Here is a 15,183-nt window from a genome sequence, read left to right as displayed (position 1 = left end):
CACTAAATGCGGCATGACGTTTCCGCCTCAGTCGGTAAACGATGCTTCTTTATAAGAGCATACAAAATTAAGCAGGGAGAATGGTTATGAATTTCCGCCTCGGGGGAGTGGTTTTAGCAAGTCTGTTGCTCGTTGCGTGCGCCAGTTCCAGAGATACCACGCAGCAGGGGCGTTCAGATCCTCTGGAAGGTTTCAACCGAAGCATGTTCAGCTTTAACTATTATCTGTTGGACCCCTATCTGGTGCGCCCCGCCGCTGTTGTCTGGCGTGATTACGTCCCGCACCCCGCCCGTAACGGGTTGACGAACTTTTTCGACAACCTGTCGGAACCGGCCGCGATGGTGAACTATTTCGCCGAAGGCAAGCCGTATGAAGCAATGATCCATTTTAACCGTTTCTTCCTTAATACTATCGTCGGGATGGGCGGTCTGATTGACGTCGCGACCATGGCTAACCCCAAGCTCGCGAAAAAAGAGGAGCCTCGTCGCTTTGGAAGCACGTTGGGGCATTACGATGTGGCCTACGGTCCCTACGTGGTGTTGCCGGGATACGGCAGCGCGACGCTGCGAGAAGACGGCGGGAATGTGGTTGATACGCTCTATCCTCCGCTGAGCTACCTGACATTCTGGATGTCCGCAGGTAAATGGATGATTGAAGGGCTGGAGACGCGCGCTCAGCTGTTGGATTCCGACGCTCTGTTGAAGAACTCATCCGATCCTTATCTGATGGTGCGTGAGGCCTATTTCCAGCGGCATGATTTCCTGGCTAGCGGTGGTGCCGCGCCGCCGCCGGTGAACCCGAATGCCAAAGAAATTGAAGGCAGTCTTCAGGAAATCGATGCGCAATAAATACACGCCTCGCACCGACATTTTTTCGGCGCCTTCGGGCGTCCCTTTTTGCTGTTTTTTTATGGCTTGTCTTTTAGATCTTCACATAGAAGTTTGTTTGTGAGAAGTTACCGGTCTGTTGAATGTTTATTTAATTACATAAATTTATTTTCATCAGCCATGTAACAATAATGCTACCCTGATTGTGAGAGTGACGTTTCAGCAGCTCTGAAGGGCAGACAGGCTCGTTTTGAGCTAGCGTATTCTGACCAAAAGCAGTCTTATTGCTCTTTCACCACTTCTGTACCGCTATCTTGCTCGTCGGGATGGGATGACTTTGTTTCACCTGCAGGGATAACAATTCACATTAAGAGATGTAAAGCATGAAAAAACTACTCATTTCGGTCCTCTGTTTAGGGATCATGGGAGTAACGCAATCTGCTGTGGCAGAAGAGGATAAAACCGTGGATGTAGTACTGATCGGCGGCGGCGTTATGAGTGCAACATTGGGTACCTACCTGCAAGAGCTGGAGCCCAACTGGACCATTAACATGGTCGAGCGTATGGATAACGTTGCCCAGGAAAGTTCAAACGGCTGGAATAATGCGGGTACCGGGCACTCTGCTTTTATGGAGTTGAACTATACCCCGGAAAAACCCGATGGCTCGATCGAAATCGTCAAAGCCGTTGAAATAAGCGAAGCATTTGAAATCTCTCGCCAGTTCTGGTCCTATCAGGTTAAAAATAACGTGATGAAGGATCCTACCTCTTTTATCAATAGCGTTCCCCACATTAGCTTTGTCTGGGGCGACGACAATGTCGACTTCCTGCACAAACGCTACAACGCGCTGCAGCACAGTACGCTCTTCCGCGGTATGGAATTCACCAACGATGTCAACACTATTAAACAGTGGGCGCCGCTGGTGATGGAAGGCCGCGATCCGAATCAGAAAGTCGCGGCAACCCGTATGCCGATTGGTACCGACGTCAATTATGGCGAAGTGACTCGCCAGTTGGTTGACTCCATGAAGCAGAACCCGAACTTCTCTTTGCAGCTTAATCATGAAGTTCGCGACCTGAAACGTAACAGTGATAACACCTGGAACGTGGTGGTTGCCGATCTGAAGAATGATGGCAAAGAAAGCGTGATCAAAACGAAATTTGTCTTCATCGGCGCAGGCGGTGCGGCGCTGCAACTGCTGCAGAAATCCGGTATTCCTGAAGCGGATAACTACGGCGGCTTCCCGGTCGGCGGCGAGTTTCTGGTGATGGACAATCCTGATGTCGTGAAACGTCACATGGCGAAGGTCTACGGTAAAGCGTCCGTGGGGGCTCCGCCGATGTCCGTTCCCCATCTGGACACCCGTATCTTCAACGGGAAACAAGTCTTGTTGTTTGGGCCGTTCGCGACCTTCTCCAGCAAATTCCTGAAAAATGGTTCGCTGTGGGACTTGTTCGCATCAGTCAGCACCTCAAACTTCGTGCCAATGGTGCATGTCGGTTTGGATAACTTCGATCTGGTGAAATACCTGATCAGCCAGGTGATGATGAACGACGACGATCGCTTCGCTGCATTGCAGGAATACTTCCCCAACGCGAAGAAAGAAGATTGGAAGCTGAGCGTTGCCGGTCAGCGTGTACAGGTTATCAAGAAAGATGCAGATAAAGGCGGCGTTCTGAAACTGGGGACCGAAATCGTCAGCTCTCAGGACGGCACCATCGCTGCACTGTTGGGCGCATCTCCGGGCGCTTCTACCGCTGCTCCGATTATGCTGGACGTGCTGAAGAAGGTCTTTAAAACCCAAATCACGACGCCGGAATGGCAGGCTAAGCTGAAGGAAATCATTCCTTCCTACGGTGAAAAACTGGATGGCGATATTGAGCTGACCAATAAGATCCGTCGCTACACCAGCAGCACCCTGAAACTTAACTATATGGAAGTGAAACCGGAGTAACTCCGATTCTGTTTCAATAAATTAAGGCCGCGTAAGCGGCCTTTTTTAATCGTCTCGAAGACGAACGTTCATAACGTGTCTCCGCGCGCTGAAAAACCCAGGCGCGGGGTAAACTTATCAGAAGCGATAGTTCAGGTTGATGCCGTACAGCCAAGCGGTGCCTTTTGAGGTGAAGCTATAGGTCGCCGGCGAGTTGTCGGCCACTTTTTCATTGATGGTCACGGTTTTACCATGCATGTAAGAGATACCCAGATCGACGGAGGCATCTTTGTTGAATGCGTAGGTGGTGCCGGCGCTAATCCAGAAACGGTCCTGGTCGGGGATCGATACAGAGCGGTTCTCCGCCGGTACCGGGCTATCGTCAAACGCGATACCGGTACGGAAAGTCCAGGTGTCGTCATAATAGTAAGTGGTGCCGAGCGCCATACGAGACGCGTCGCGGAAATGTTCCTGCTTCTCGAACAACTGTCGATTGTTACTGCCGGTGGCTCTCAGCTCTTCGAACTGGCTCCAACTGGTGTAAGTGAAGCTGTAATGAACCGCCCATTTCGGCGCGACGCGATGATAGGTGGAGAATTCCCACATTTCCGGCAGCGAAAGCGTCAGCGCGCCAGGAATGTACTGGCCGCCGGTGCCCGTTGTAGTGCTGGTCGCGATAACGCGGGGCAGGTCGTTTTTATAATCGCCCTTGAAGTCGATGTCGACTTTGGAACGATAGGTCAAGCCGATGCGGTTATTATCGTCGACTTCGTACAAAATACCGGCATTCCAGCCATAACCCCACTCCTCGCCCTCCAGATGGGCAATCTCGGAAGAGGGGCCGTTAACCACGCCCGCCAGACCGCCTCTTGATACGGGGATATAGGCCAATTCGCCGGCGGTACGCACAATTTTTGCTTTCGCATAGACTGCGTCAACGCCTAGTCCGAGGCTGAAGTGCTGGTTCAGGCGATAAGCGGCGCTAAGGTTAAGGTTTGATGTCATCAGCTTAGTCGTGCCGCCGATGGAGCCCGCGGCGTAGTCGGAGGGAAACTCTGTCGACAGCCCATAGTTAGTCACGGCGGATGTGCCCACGGACCAACGATCGTTCAGTGGCATAATGTAGTGCAGGTTCGGCACCCACTGCGCTGGCGCGATATTATGTGCGCCGGTATCGCCGCGGCCCGTCAGGGAGTTTTTGCCCTGCAGGTTAACATCCGGGTCGATATAAATGGCGCCGATAGAGAACGCAGGGCGGTCGAATAAGGCCATGGTCGCGGGGTTGCGGCTGCCGGACGTCGCGTTATCGGCGACGGCGCCTTCGCCTGAGAATGCTCGTCCCAGGCCCGACGAGGAGTATTCATTAAGCTGGAAACCTGCGGCGGGTGCATGGCTGGATAACAGCGCTAGAGCCACAGCAAGCGATGTTTTTCTCAGCAGGCCTTTCTGGTGCATGACCAAAACCTCATTATTCTTTGTTGTTGAGCACTGTTACTTCGTGAAACTGTAACAAAAGGACGCGCATTGTAGGTTGGCTACTCTTTATGACAAATCAGACCAGTTACAAAAAGATTCGATTGTCAGTATTTAGGTCTTTAATTGTTTTTATTTTGTTAAATAACGGGGCGATACTTAAGGGATTTTCGCAGACGAGGGAAGATGACGGCATTATGGCAGGAGAGGGGCGGCAGAAGTCAGGCGTCGTTAATATTCATAGCTTCAGTAAGTCCTAGTGCTGCGGCGTCACGGCGGGTAAAATAAAGCCGAAATGACCTTTTACGATACGGAACATACCTGGCATCCGGGTATGACCGCAGAGGAGCCTTGTAATGACAAATCCAATAAACAAATGCAACGCTGAAGAAACGGCCGCCTGTTGCTGTGTCGATGTCGGTACCATTATGGACAATACCGATTGCACAGCCTCGTACAGCCGTGTGTTTTCTGACCGCGCCGAAGCGGAAGCTATGCAAAAGGTGTTGACCGACAAAGCGCGTTCCGTGGAATCGGATCCTTGCGTTATCGACAGCACGTTTGCCGATGTAGAGGGCGGTGTGAAGATGAATATGGATTTCACCTTCTCGTGCCAGGCGGAAACACTGATTTTCCAGTTGGGCCTGCGCTAAGCTTTTCATCTCGAAGGAAGCCTCCCGCCGAATAACGATCGCCGGATCGCCCGGCGTCGTTCCCTGATCCAAGATTATGCTGATTTTTTAAGGGGATTCTCTTGCGAGAATATCCCCCGCAAAGCATGTGCCGAACTATGCTGAAAGGTATCGATCTTAATAGGCGGGCCAACGTCTGATGGCGCGGCAAAATGCGGATTAACGTCAGCACAAAAACAACACGTTGTTTTGTTTTTGTGTGGATGATTGACGTTAATGTTGATAACGGACTGAAAAACAGTAAATACCATCAGCTCTCTCTGCATAGAAACTCGCTTATTGCATGCCGGAGGCGGTTGTTAGGTTGCTATCGGCAGCCAATTAGAGTAAAAAAATGCGCTTCGGTCTGGTTAAAACGCCAGCAATCAGCTCCTAAACCGTGTGTTTTCGTCGGTCAGGCGCAGCCGGATGCACGAGCGTCGGCACCGCCTTTCACTTCGTTACGCACACAGCTCTTTCATCAATATAGCGGTGTAATATGCAAGTTTTGATCATGCGTCACGGCGATGCGATACCTGACGCAGCCAGTGATGCGCTTCGTCCTCTCAGTGCTCGTGGATGTGATGAATCTCGTCAGATGGCCGTCTGGTTGTCTGGCCAGGGTATCGACATCGATCGCGTTCTGGTCAGCCCGTTTCTGCGCGCTCAGCAAACGCTGCAGGCCGTCAGGGATGTATGGCAACTGCCGGTTAAGGATGAGTGTCTGACGGAGCTCACGCCGGGCGGCTGCGCCGAACAGGTGCGTGACTATCTGGAGCTGCTGGCTTCTCAGGGCGTGGGTGCTGTGCTGGTGATCTCGCATTTGCCGCTGGTCGGTTACCTGGTCGCGGCACTGTGTCCGCAAGAAACGGCCCCGATGTTCGCCACCTCGGCCGTGGCTGACGTTCAGTTCGACGCTTCCGGCGCTGGAGTGCTTCAGTGGCAGGTCAGCCCGGCCCAGCTTGTCGCTAAAGCCGCCAAAGCCAAATAAGTCCGCGCTAGTCTTATCGGCCGGTATGCCTTGCTGCAGGGCTCACCGGCACCGCCCGACGTTTCTCCCATACTCTCCCTGATGGTTTTTCCCATAAGCTATATGTTGGCAACACAAGGGTTGGCCTCTATCTAAAAACCGCGCGCGTGATTTCACTCCGCGACGCGCAGGGCGATGCGCAAGGGAAAGTTTAGGAACAGGGGACGGTAACCTGCCGCCGATATGTTGGGGACGTCACCTAACGTTGCTATCCAGCGTCACCAGCACGAGCAATGCGGCGTCGCCGCCGAATTCGCGCGGGGCCTGATGGAAGGCCAATACGTCGGGATGCTGAGCAAGCCATAGCGGCGTTTGCTGTTTAAGAATACGTTTACCATGTCCGTGCATGACGCAGGCGCAGTAGACATGCTCCCGGCGGCAGGCGGCCAGCAGCGCGCCCAGCTCCTGCTTGGCTTCTTGTTGGGTCAGACCATGCAAATCCAAAAACAGCTCCGGCGGATAATCCCCTCTGCGCAGCTTTTTCAGTTCATAGTGGCTGGCGCCGGAGCGAACGTAACGAACCGGGCCATCGGTCTCCAATAGCGGCTGAAACTCATCCGAAAAATAAAAGCAGGCGTCGCGCTGCTCCTGCATCGCTTTGCGCGGCGTTACTTCTGAGGGCTTGCGGCGCGGTGGTTGATAGCGATAGGTATCCTGAGTCAAGCGTCTGGCGCCCGCGACCGACGCGCGAAAAATCGCCTGATCCTCCTCATCCAGCCTGTCTTTGTTTTTCATCAGCGCTGTACTCTGTCTTGGTTTTTTCTAAGTGTACCTTTTGTTGCGCCTTGCGCTAAGGTTTGAAGGGCCGCAGGACGGTGATATCTGCTGATTTGTCGCAGGCTTCATGGCAAACTAGGCGGCAATTTGATTTTCAGAGATGTCTGCGGAGGACAACCTTGGACAAAATTTTCGTCGATGAAGCGGTCAACGATCTGCATACCCTTCAGGATATGTTGCGTTGGACGGTCAGTCGGTTTAACGCCGCACAGGTCTATTACGGTCATGGCACCGACAACGCTTGGGATGAGGCGCTGCAACTGGTGCTGCCGAGTCTGTATCTTCCCCTCGATATCCCCGAAGACATGTACCGCGCTCGCCTGACGTCAGGCGAGCGTCATCGCATTGTGGAACGCGTGATCCGCCGTATCAACGAACGTATCCCCGTCGCTTATCTCACCCACAAAGCCTGGTTCTGCGGACTGGAGTTTTACGTCGATGAACGCGTATTAGTACCGCGTTCGCCGATTGGCGAGCTGATTGACAACGGCTTCGAACCTCTGTTGAGCCACGAACCTCATCACATTCTGGATCTCTGTACCGGCAGCGGCTGTATTGCCATCGCCTGCGCGCAGGCTTTCCCGGAAGCGGAAGTCGACGCGGTCGATATCTCCGGCGATGTGCTGTCGGTGACCGAGCTGAATATTGAACGGCATGGCATGGAACACCGCGTCACGCCGATCCGTTCAGATCTGTTCCGCGACCTGCCGACCACGTCTTACGATCTGATCGTCACCAACCCGCCTTACGTCGATGAAGAAGATATGGCGGACCTGCCGGACGAGTTCCGCCACGAGCCTGAGCTGGGGCTGGCCGCTGGGAGCGACGGTCTGAAGCTGGTACGCCGTATTTTGGCCCGAGCCACCGAATACCTCAGCGAAGAGGGCGTGCTGATCTGCGAAGTGGGCAACAGCATGGTGCATCTGATCGACCAATATCCCGATATTCCATTTACCTGGCTGGAATTCGAACGCGGCGGCGATGGCGTATTCATGCTGACCCGTGCGCAGCTACTGGAATGCCAGTCGCATTTCAGCCTGTATCGCGACTAACATATTGACAGGATGCAGGCGCGGATAGCCCGCCTGACGATCTCTTATTTTATGATGTAAAGGAGCCGTGATGGCAGGAAATAGTATTGGGCAGTTTTTCCGCGTCACCACCTTTGGTGAGTCCCACGGTATCGCCCTGGGTTGTGTGGTGGACGGCGTACCGCCGGGCATTCCGTTAACTGAGGCTGATTTGCAGCACGATCTGGACCGTCGTCGTCCTGGCACCTCTCGCTATACCACCCAGCGCCGTGAGCCGGATCAGGTGCGCATATTGTCCGGCGTGTTCGACGGCGTGACGACAGGCACCAGCATCGGCCTGCTGATCGAAAACACCGATCAGCGTTCACAGGACTACAGCGCGATTAAAGATCTGTTCCGTCCCGGACATGCCGACTATACCTACGAGCAAAAATACGGTCAGCGCGACTATCGCGGCGGCGGTCGTTCTTCCGCGCGTGAAACGGCCATGCGCGTGGCTGCGGGCGCCATCGCCAAGAAATACCTGCAGCTCCGGCACGGCGTGAATATTCGCGGCTGTCTCACGCAGATGGGGGACGTTCACTGCGAACTGAAAGCGTGGGATCAGGTGGAGCAGAACCCGTTCTTCTGCCCTGACCCGTCCAAGCTGGACGCGTTGGATGAGCTGATGCGCGCGCTGAAGAAAGAGGGCGACTCCATCGGCGCACGGGTGACGGTAGTGGCCGAATCGGTGCCAGCCGGGCTGGGCGAGCCGGTATTCGACCGACTGGATGCGGATCTGGCGCATGCGTTAATGAGCATCAATGCCGTCAAAGGCGTCGAGATCGGCGACGGTTTCGCGGTGGTCGGTAAGCGCGGCAGCGAAAACCGCGACGAGATCACGCCGGACGGTTTCCAGAGTAATCATGCGGGCGGCATTTTGGGAGGCATCAGCAGCGGTCAGGCGGTCGTCGCACATCTGGCGCTCAAGCCTACGTCCAGCATCATGGTGCCGGGACGGACGATCACCCGTACGGGCGAAGCGACTGAAATGGTCACCCGCGGGCGTCACGATCCCTGCGTCGGTATCCGCGCCGTGCCTATCGCCGAGGCGATGATGGCCATCGTGTTGATGGATCATTTATTACGCCAGCGCGCGCAGTGCGCGGACGTGAACACCTCCGTTCCCCGTTGGTAACACGCATATGAAAACAGCTTTGATAGGTTTGATGGCGCTGCTGTGCTGCGCCGCCGCCGGGGCGGCGACGCCCTGGCAGGCGATCACGCATCCGGTCGCGGGACGCCCGCAGGCGATTGGCTCCTTCGCCAACGGCTGCATCGTCGGCGCGCAATCACTGCCGCTGCAAGCGGCCGACTATCAGGTGATGCGAGTCGATCAGCGTCGCTATTTCGGCCATCCGGATCTGCTGGCGTTCATCCATCGCCTCAGCGCCAGCGTACATCGCCAGAACGGCGGCATCGTGCTGGTCGGGGACATGGGGATGCCGGCGGGCGGTCGTTTCAGCAGCGGACACGCCAGCCATCAGTCCGGTCTGGATGTGGACGTCTGGCTGCAGCTGCCGCGTCAGCGCTGGAGCACGCAGCAACTCCTAAATCCACAACCTGTCGATCTGGTCTTGCCCGGGGACAAGGCCGTCAATCCGCGCCTGTGGAACCATGATGCCCAGATGCTGATCAAAACGGCGGCGCAGGACAGCGCGGTAACGCGCATCTTCGTCAACCCGGCGATTAAGCAGCGTCTGTGTCGGGAGGCCGGTAGCGATCGCAGCTGGCTGCACAAGGTTCGACCGTGGTTCGCGCACCGTGCTCATATGCACGTTCGTCTGCGCTGCCCGGCGAATAGCCTTGAGTGCCAGGATCAGGATCCGCCGCCGGCGGGCGATGGCTGCGGCGCTGAACTGCAAAGCTGGTTCCAGCCGCGTAAACCGGGCGCCGTCGCGCCGCAGAAAACCACGCCTCCGCCGCTGCCCGCCCCCTGTCAGGCGTTGCTGAATCGACACTTTGCTGCGGAATAAAACATCATGGATGGTTTGATCTTAGGGCCGGAACTGTTCGGCCTGCTGTTTGCTATCGCCGTGGCCGCGGGATTTATCGATTCGATTGCCGGGGGCGGCGGTTTGCTGACGGTCCCCGCGCTGCTCGCTGCGGGACTTTCGCCCGCGCAGGCGCTGGCAACAAATAAGTTGCAGGGCGTCGGCGGAGCGTTTTCCGCCAGCCTGTATTTTATCCGCCGGGGAGCGGTCGATCTGCGTGAGCAAAAGTTGGCGGTGGTCTGTACCTTTCTGGGCGCGATCACCGGCGCCTGGCTCATTCAGCAGATTCATGCGGACTTCCTGCGCCAACTGCTGCCGGTACTGGTGATCGGCATTGGCCTGTATTTCCTGTTGATGCCTAAAATCAGCGACGAAGATCGGCTGCGGCGGCTCTCTCCCGTTCCGTTCGCCCTCGTCGGCGGCGCCTGCGTGGGATTCTACGACGGCTTTTTCGGTCCCGGAGCGGGGTCGTTTTACGCGCTGTCCTACCTGACGCTACGCGGCTTCAATCTGGCGAAGTCCACCGCACACGCCAAGGTGCTCAACTTCACCTCCAATTTTGGCGGTCTGCTGTTCTTCATTTTGAGCGGCAAAGTCATGTGGATCATCGGCGGCGTGATGCTCTTGGGGCAAATCATCGGCGCGCGTTTAGGCGCGAAAATGGTGCTCACCAAGGGGCAAAAGTTGATTCGCCCTATGCTGGTGACGGTGTCCGCGCTGATGAGCATCAAACTGATTTATGACAGTCACGGGCGGGATATTGCCCATTGGGTGGGGCAGCTAGTCTCATGACCGAACCGGTTAACAACATCATGACACACGATTATGAGCACCTGATTCAGGTGTTTAACCACTGCTTTAGCGCAGATTTCAATACGCGCCTGGTCAAGGGCGAGGATGAACCGATCTACCTGCCGGCCGACGAGCAAACGGACTATCACCGTATTCTGTTCGCCCACGGTTTTTACGCCAGTGCGATGCACGAGATTTCCCATTGGTGCATCGCGGGTGCGGAACGACGCAAACTCGTGGATTTCGGGTACTGGTACTGTCCCGATGGACGCGATGCGGCAACGCAGCAACAATTCGAGTCGGCGGAGATTAAGCCACAGGCGCTGGAGTGGATGTTTTGCGTCGCGGCGGCGTTTCCCTTTAACGTGAGCTGCGATAACCTGAGCGGCGATGTGACGCCCGATCGCATTGCCTTTCAACGCCGCGTGCGCGCGCAGGTCATGCGCTATCTGGAGGAGGGCGTTCCCGAACGTCCGGGCCGCTTAATTCAGGCGCTGCACGCGTTTTATCATACGGGGCCGCTGACCCCGGCGGATTTCCCGTATCCCGCCGATCTCTGCTGAGCGGACGATGGGCAACGTTGAACAATCGAGGACAATGAATGATCGCAGAATTTGAATCGCGCATCCTGGCGCTGATTGATGACATGGTGGAGCACGCCAGCGACGATGAGCTTTTTGCCGGGGGATATCTGCGCGGTCATCTGACCTTGGCGGTCGCGGACGCTGAGGAAAACGGCGAGCACACGGCAGCAGCCTTATGCAGCCGCGTCAAGGACAGCATACGCAAGGCCATCAAAAACGGCGAGTTGTCTCCGCCGGATCAGGTCCTGGTCAATCAGATGTGGGATCGTCTTTACCAGCAGGCGTCTTCCCCGCGGTAACGCGATGAACTTTCCTTAACCGGTGCCGGCGTCATCCGGCACCGGCATCATCAAACGCCCAGCCTGATACACCGCGCATAAAACCACGCCAGTCCGCAGGCGACCGCGTGGGAGAAGCCACGGAGCGGCCTCCTGATGGTCGCGCACAGGCTCGATAGCCCGCGCAGCATACCAACCGGCGGGTAGATAGCGCGATAGCACCAGCTATCGGCATGGCCTGCTGTCCCATCTCCGCACTCCAGTTGCTATGAAAAGTAGAACGAAATTGCTGTTATGCCCCCCATGGGGCGAGCGGGTTGTCCTCTGATCATACGGGGCGATTTTTCAACAATTTTCTGACCCAGAATCGGTTTGGATTCAGAGCGTCCAGCGTGGCGCTGTCCAGCGGCAACGGCTCTCCGTACATTTGGGCCGCCAGCACCTCCGCCACCAGCGGGGCGGAACAGAGACCGCGGGACCCAAGACCGCCGAGAATAAACAGGTTAGGGTGAACCGGGGCCTGCACCGGAACCTGCGCCGCAGCCAGCTGCTGAAGGAGCGTTTGATACTGGGCCAGCGTCTGCTCATAGTCAGGAACGGCGCCGACCAGCGGCAGGTGATCGCGCAATGCGCTGCGTACGCCGCACCGCGCCTCGCCGTCGGAGACATCTATCGACGTCGGCCACGATAGCGACGGCAGACAGTCGATTAACCGCTGGCGGTTCTGCTGCTGATCCGAATCACGATACTCGGTCCCGGTGTCTCCACGGTGATAGCTGGCGCCGATGCAGTGCTGCTGGTATCGCGGGCTGATCGGCGTCAGATAGCCATCGTAGCATAGCACCTGTTTAAGAGGACGCAGTTGGGCGTTGCCGGGCACGTGACTCACCTGTCCCCGCACGGCGTAGGTGGGGAGGTGACGCGTTTGCGGCCAGTCGCTGAGTTGATGTCCGTTCGCCAGAACGACCGTGGCATGCTGAACATTGTCTCCGCTATCCAGCGTCAAACGCCAGCCGTCAGAGGACGGCGTAAGCTCGGTGACGGTCGTGTTTAAACGGACCTGCATGCCCTGACGGATCGCCAGCGCCAACGCGGCGGCGGTCAGCTCGGCCGGGCACAACCATCCCCCGGACGGATACGTAATGCCGCGATGAAGAAGCGGGACGCCGCAGGCCTGAGTCAGCGTCTGCGCGCGGGCTGCATGCACCAGTTCTTCAGGCCATTGCCCGGCGAGGATTCGGTCGATTTTGCGCGCGCTTTTATCGTCAAACGCTAACTGGCTGACTCCGCACCACTGATGTTCGTAGTCTACGCCCTGAGCCGCCAGCGCATCGTAGGTGCGTCGAGCATAGCCGAACGCGCTGGCGAAAAAACGCGACAGCGCATCGTGCTTATCATTGAGCAGCGGATAGAGTGCGCCCTGTCGGTTGCCGGAAGCGCCTTGCCCCACCCGTTCGTCGGCGCAATACAGCGTGACCTTGCTGCCGCGCCGTTGCAGGGCCAGCGCCGTCAACAGGCCGGCGATGCCGCCGCCGATAATCGCGACCTCCTGCGGCTGGGTTGCGGCAGAGCGGTGATACCAGGGCGCGGCGACGGCGACGGGGATCGCCGTGGGCAAATCGCCGCTCAGCATCTCGCGCTTATGACCGAATCCTTTGACCTTACAGACGTTGAACCCGGCCTCCTGCAGACCGCGACGAACGAAGCCCGCCGCGGTAAAGGTGGCGAAGGTGCCGCCGGGACGGGACAATCTCGCCATCGCGTTGAACAGGTTCTCCGTCCACATATCCGGATTTTTCGACGGGGCGAAACCGTCCAGAAACCAGGTGTCGACCTGATGATTGATGCTCTCATCGAGCTGGGGCAACAGGTCATTGATATCGCCGAACCACAGATCGAGCGTGATGTGACCGTCAGCCAGTATCAGACGATGGCAGCCGGGGGACATCGTCGGCCAGTGTTGTCGCAGTTCGTCAGCGAACGCGGCCAGTTCGGGCCACTGGGCATGCGCGGCAGCCAGATCGTCCACCTGCAGGGGAAACTTTTCAAAACTGATGTAATGCAGGCGTTGCAAGGTGGCGTCAGGCTGCTCACGGCGAAAATCGGCGAACGCTTGCCATAAGGTCAAGAAATTCAGTCCGGTACCGAATCCGCTCTCCGCTACGGTGAAAGTCGCGCGTGAAGTTTGTGCAAAACGTGCGGGTAATTCATTGCCCTGTAGAAAGACATAACGGGTTTCCGCGAGCCCATCCTGGTTGGAAAAATAGACGTCGTCAAACTGTAGCGAAACAGGTGTACCCTGAGAGTTCCAGCTTAGCGAAGCGGTTCGGATGGCGGGCGTAATCACGGCAACTCACTCATAATTCAGGCGGTGGCGGAAGTTTAACGGTCAGCCCCTTTGTGTGCAAATTTGTGCAAAGTTAGGCAGATCGGACTTGTTCAGCTTACAAGTGTAAGCTAAAGTGCTTCGCAGTATCCTAAATGCTTATACAAACGAATGAGGTATTGAATGAAACGTGCAGTGATTACAGGTCTTGGGATCGTATCTAGCATAGGTAATAACCAAGAGGAAGTTCTTGCATCTCTGCGTGAGGGCCGTTCAGGAATCACCTTTTCTCAAGAGATGAAAGATGCCGGCATGCGTAGTCACGTCTGGGGCAACGTTAAACTGGACACGACTGGCCTGATTGACCGTAAGATCGTGCGTTTCATGAATGATGCTGCCATTTATGCCTTCCTCTCCATGGAGCAGGCGGTGAAGGATGCGGGTTTGTCCGAAGAAGTTTATCAGAACAACCCGCGTGTGGGTCTGATCGCCGGTTCCGGCGGTGGTTCCCCGCACTACCAGGTACTGGGTGCCGATGCAATGCGTAGCCCGCGCGGCGTGAAAGCTGTGGGTCCGTACGTGGTGACCAAGGCGATGGGCTCTGGCGTTTCCGCCTGTCTGGCCACACCGTTCAAGATCCACGGTATCAACTACTCCATCAGCTCCGCGTGTGCGACTTCCGCACACTGTATCGGTAATGCCGTTGAGCAGATTCAGATGGGTAAACAGGACATCGTGTTTGCTGGCGGCGGCGAAGAGCTGAGCTGGGAGTTGTCCTGCGAGTTTGATGCGATGGGCGCACTGTCCACCAAATACAACGATACGCCGGAAAAAGCTTCTCGTACCTATGATGCGAACCGTGATGGTTTCGTCATTGCTGGCGGTGGCGGTATGGTCGTCGTGGAAGAGCTGGAACACGCGCTGGCGCGTGGCGCTCACATCTATGCCGAAGTCGTGGGCTACGGTGCAACGTCCGATGGCGCTGACATGGTTGCTCCGTCTGGCGAAGGCGCAGTACGCTGCATGAAAATCGCTATGCAGGACATCGAAGGGCCGATCGATTACATCAACACCCACGGAACTTCAACGCCGGTCGGCGATGTGAAGGAACTGGGCGCAATCCGCGAAGTATTCGGCAACGACACGCCGGCTATCTCCGCAACCAAAGCGATGACGGGTCACTCTTTGGGGGCTGCGGGCGTACAGGAAGCTATTTATACGCTGCTGATGCTGGAGCATAACTTCATCGCGCCGAGCATCAACATCGAAACGCTGGACGAGCAGGGTGAAGGGATGAACATCATCACTGAACCGACCGAACGTGAGCTGAACACCGTGATGTCTAACGGTTTCGGTTTCGGCGGCACCAACGCCGTTCTGGTCATGAGCAAGTACAAGCAGTAAGCGTACTACGTCAACCGGGGCGC

Annotated in this window: 15 protein-coding genes; 11 read left to right on the top strand and 4 right to left on the bottom strand. The window is 56.4% G+C overall.

Annotated elements, in window-relative coordinates; genetic code table 11:
* Window positions 1–86: 86 nt before the first annotated feature.
* Window positions 87–848: a phospholipid-binding lipoprotein MlaA gene (gene mlaA / locus I6N93_RS11200; RefSeq protein ID WP_085685180.1), complete on the top strand. Its 762-nt coding sequence runs from the start codon at window positions 87–89 to the stop codon at window positions 846–848.
* 362 nt (window positions 849–1,210) lie between these two features.
* Entirely contained in the window at window positions 1,211–2,782 is a 1,572-nt protein-coding gene (gene mqo, locus I6N93_RS11195) for a malate dehydrogenase (quinone) (protein ID WP_085685177.1), read from the top strand.
* Window positions 2,783–2,899: 117 nt separating this feature from the next.
* Here mqo and fadL read toward each other — a convergent pair whose 3' ends face one another.
* Window positions 2,900–4,216, bottom strand: coding sequence for a long-chain fatty acid transporter FadL (gene fadL / locus I6N93_RS11190; protein WP_085685174.1), 1,317 nt, complete (start codon window positions 4,214–4,216; stop codon window positions 2,900–2,902).
* A 374-nt stretch (window positions 4,217–4,590) separates the two neighbouring features.
* Here fadL and I6N93_RS11185 point away from each other — a divergent pair, with 374 nt between their 5' ends.
* Together I6N93_RS11185 and sixA are read left to right on the top strand one after the other, a co-directional pair.
* On the top strand, window positions 4,591–4,887 hold the full coding sequence (locus I6N93_RS11185; RefSeq protein ID WP_085685168.1) for a YfcZ/YiiS family protein: 297 nt from the start codon (window positions 4,591–4,593) through the stop codon (window positions 4,885–4,887).
* Window positions 4,888–5,404: 517 nt separating this feature from the next.
* Entirely contained in the window at window positions 5,405–5,896 is a 492-nt protein-coding gene (sixA, locus tag I6N93_RS11180) for a phosphohistidine phosphatase SixA (protein WP_085685166.1), read from the top strand.
* Window positions 5,897–6,130: 234 nt separating this feature from the next.
* Here sixA and smrB read toward each other — a convergent pair whose 3' ends face one another.
* A complete protein-coding gene (smrB, locus tag I6N93_RS11175; protein WP_085685163.1) occupies window positions 6,131–6,670 on the bottom strand; it encodes an endonuclease SmrB in 540 nt (179 codons plus the stop codon).
* Window positions 6,671–6,831: 161 nt separating this feature from the next.
* On the opposite strand from smrB, the gene prmB reads away from it, so the two are divergent.
* From prmB to I6N93_RS11145, 6 genes are all read left to right on the top strand, one after another.
* The gene (gene prmB, locus I6N93_RS11170; protein ID WP_085685160.1) at window positions 6,832–7,764 is read left to right on the top strand and encodes a 50S ribosomal protein L3 N(5)-glutamine methyltransferase; all 933 of its coding nucleotides are present in this window, start codon (window positions 6,832–6,834) and stop codon (window positions 7,762–7,764) included.
* A gap of 70 nt (window positions 7,765–7,834) precedes the next feature.
* Complete coding sequence (aroC, locus tag I6N93_RS11165; protein ID WP_085685157.1) at window positions 7,835–8,920, top strand: chorismate synthase; 1,086 nt, start codon at window positions 7,835–7,837, stop codon at window positions 8,918–8,920.
* A 7-nt stretch (window positions 8,921–8,927) separates the two neighbouring features.
* The gene (gene mepA / locus I6N93_RS11160; protein WP_085685155.1) at window positions 8,928–9,758 is read left to right on the top strand and encodes a penicillin-insensitive murein endopeptidase; all 831 of its coding nucleotides are present in this window, start codon (window positions 8,928–8,930) and stop codon (window positions 9,756–9,758) included.
* Between the two features lie 6 nt (window positions 9,759–9,764).
* Complete coding sequence (locus tag I6N93_RS11155; protein ID WP_085685153.1) at window positions 9,765–10,568, top strand: sulfite exporter TauE/SafE family protein; 804 nt, start codon at window positions 9,765–9,767, stop codon at window positions 10,566–10,568.
* Window positions 10,569–10,588: 20 nt separating this feature from the next.
* Window positions 10,589–11,131 (top strand): elongation factor P hydroxylase, encoded by a 543-nt coding sequence (locus tag I6N93_RS11150; RefSeq protein WP_085685341.1) that lies wholly within the window; start codon window positions 10,589–10,591, stop codon window positions 11,129–11,131.
* A 38-nt stretch (window positions 11,132–11,169) separates the two neighbouring features.
* A complete protein-coding gene (locus tag I6N93_RS11145) occupies window positions 11,170–11,451 on the top strand; it encodes a YfcL family protein (RefSeq protein WP_085685150.1) in 282 nt (93 codons plus the stop codon).
* 31 nt (window positions 11,452–11,482) lie between these two features.
* On the opposite strand, the gene I6N93_RS11140 is transcribed toward I6N93_RS11145, so the two are convergent.
* Both I6N93_RS11140 and mnmC read right to left on the bottom strand, forming a co-directional pair.
* Window positions 11,483–11,680 carry a hypothetical protein gene (locus tag I6N93_RS11140; protein WP_139829907.1) on the bottom strand — a complete coding sequence of 66 codons (198 nt, stop codon included), beginning with the start codon at window positions 11,678–11,680 and terminating at the stop codon, window positions 11,483–11,485.
* A 78-nt stretch (window positions 11,681–11,758) separates the two neighbouring features.
* Window positions 11,759–13,777 carry a bifunctional tRNA (5-methylaminomethyl-2-thiouridine)(34)-methyltransferase MnmD/FAD-dependent 5-carboxymethylaminomethyl-2-thiouridine(34) oxidoreductase MnmC gene (mnmC, locus tag I6N93_RS11135; RefSeq protein ID WP_085685148.1) on the bottom strand — a complete coding sequence of 673 codons (2,019 nt, stop codon included), beginning with the start codon at window positions 13,775–13,777 and terminating at the stop codon, window positions 11,759–11,761.
* A 162-nt stretch (window positions 13,778–13,939) separates the two neighbouring features.
* Between mnmC and fabB the strand changes: the two genes are divergently transcribed.
* Window positions 13,940–15,160 (top strand): beta-ketoacyl-ACP synthase I, encoded by a 1,221-nt coding sequence (gene fabB, locus I6N93_RS11130; RefSeq protein WP_085685145.1) that lies wholly within the window; start codon window positions 13,940–13,942, stop codon window positions 15,158–15,160.
* The last annotated feature ends 23 nt before the right edge of the window (window positions 15,161–15,183 follow it).

Source organism: Lonsdalea populi (genome assembly GCF_015999465.1).
Classification (GTDB): Bacteria; Pseudomonadota; Gammaproteobacteria; order Enterobacterales; family Enterobacteriaceae; genus Lonsdalea; species Lonsdalea populi.
This window is presented reverse-complemented; position numbering and strand designations above follow the sequence as displayed.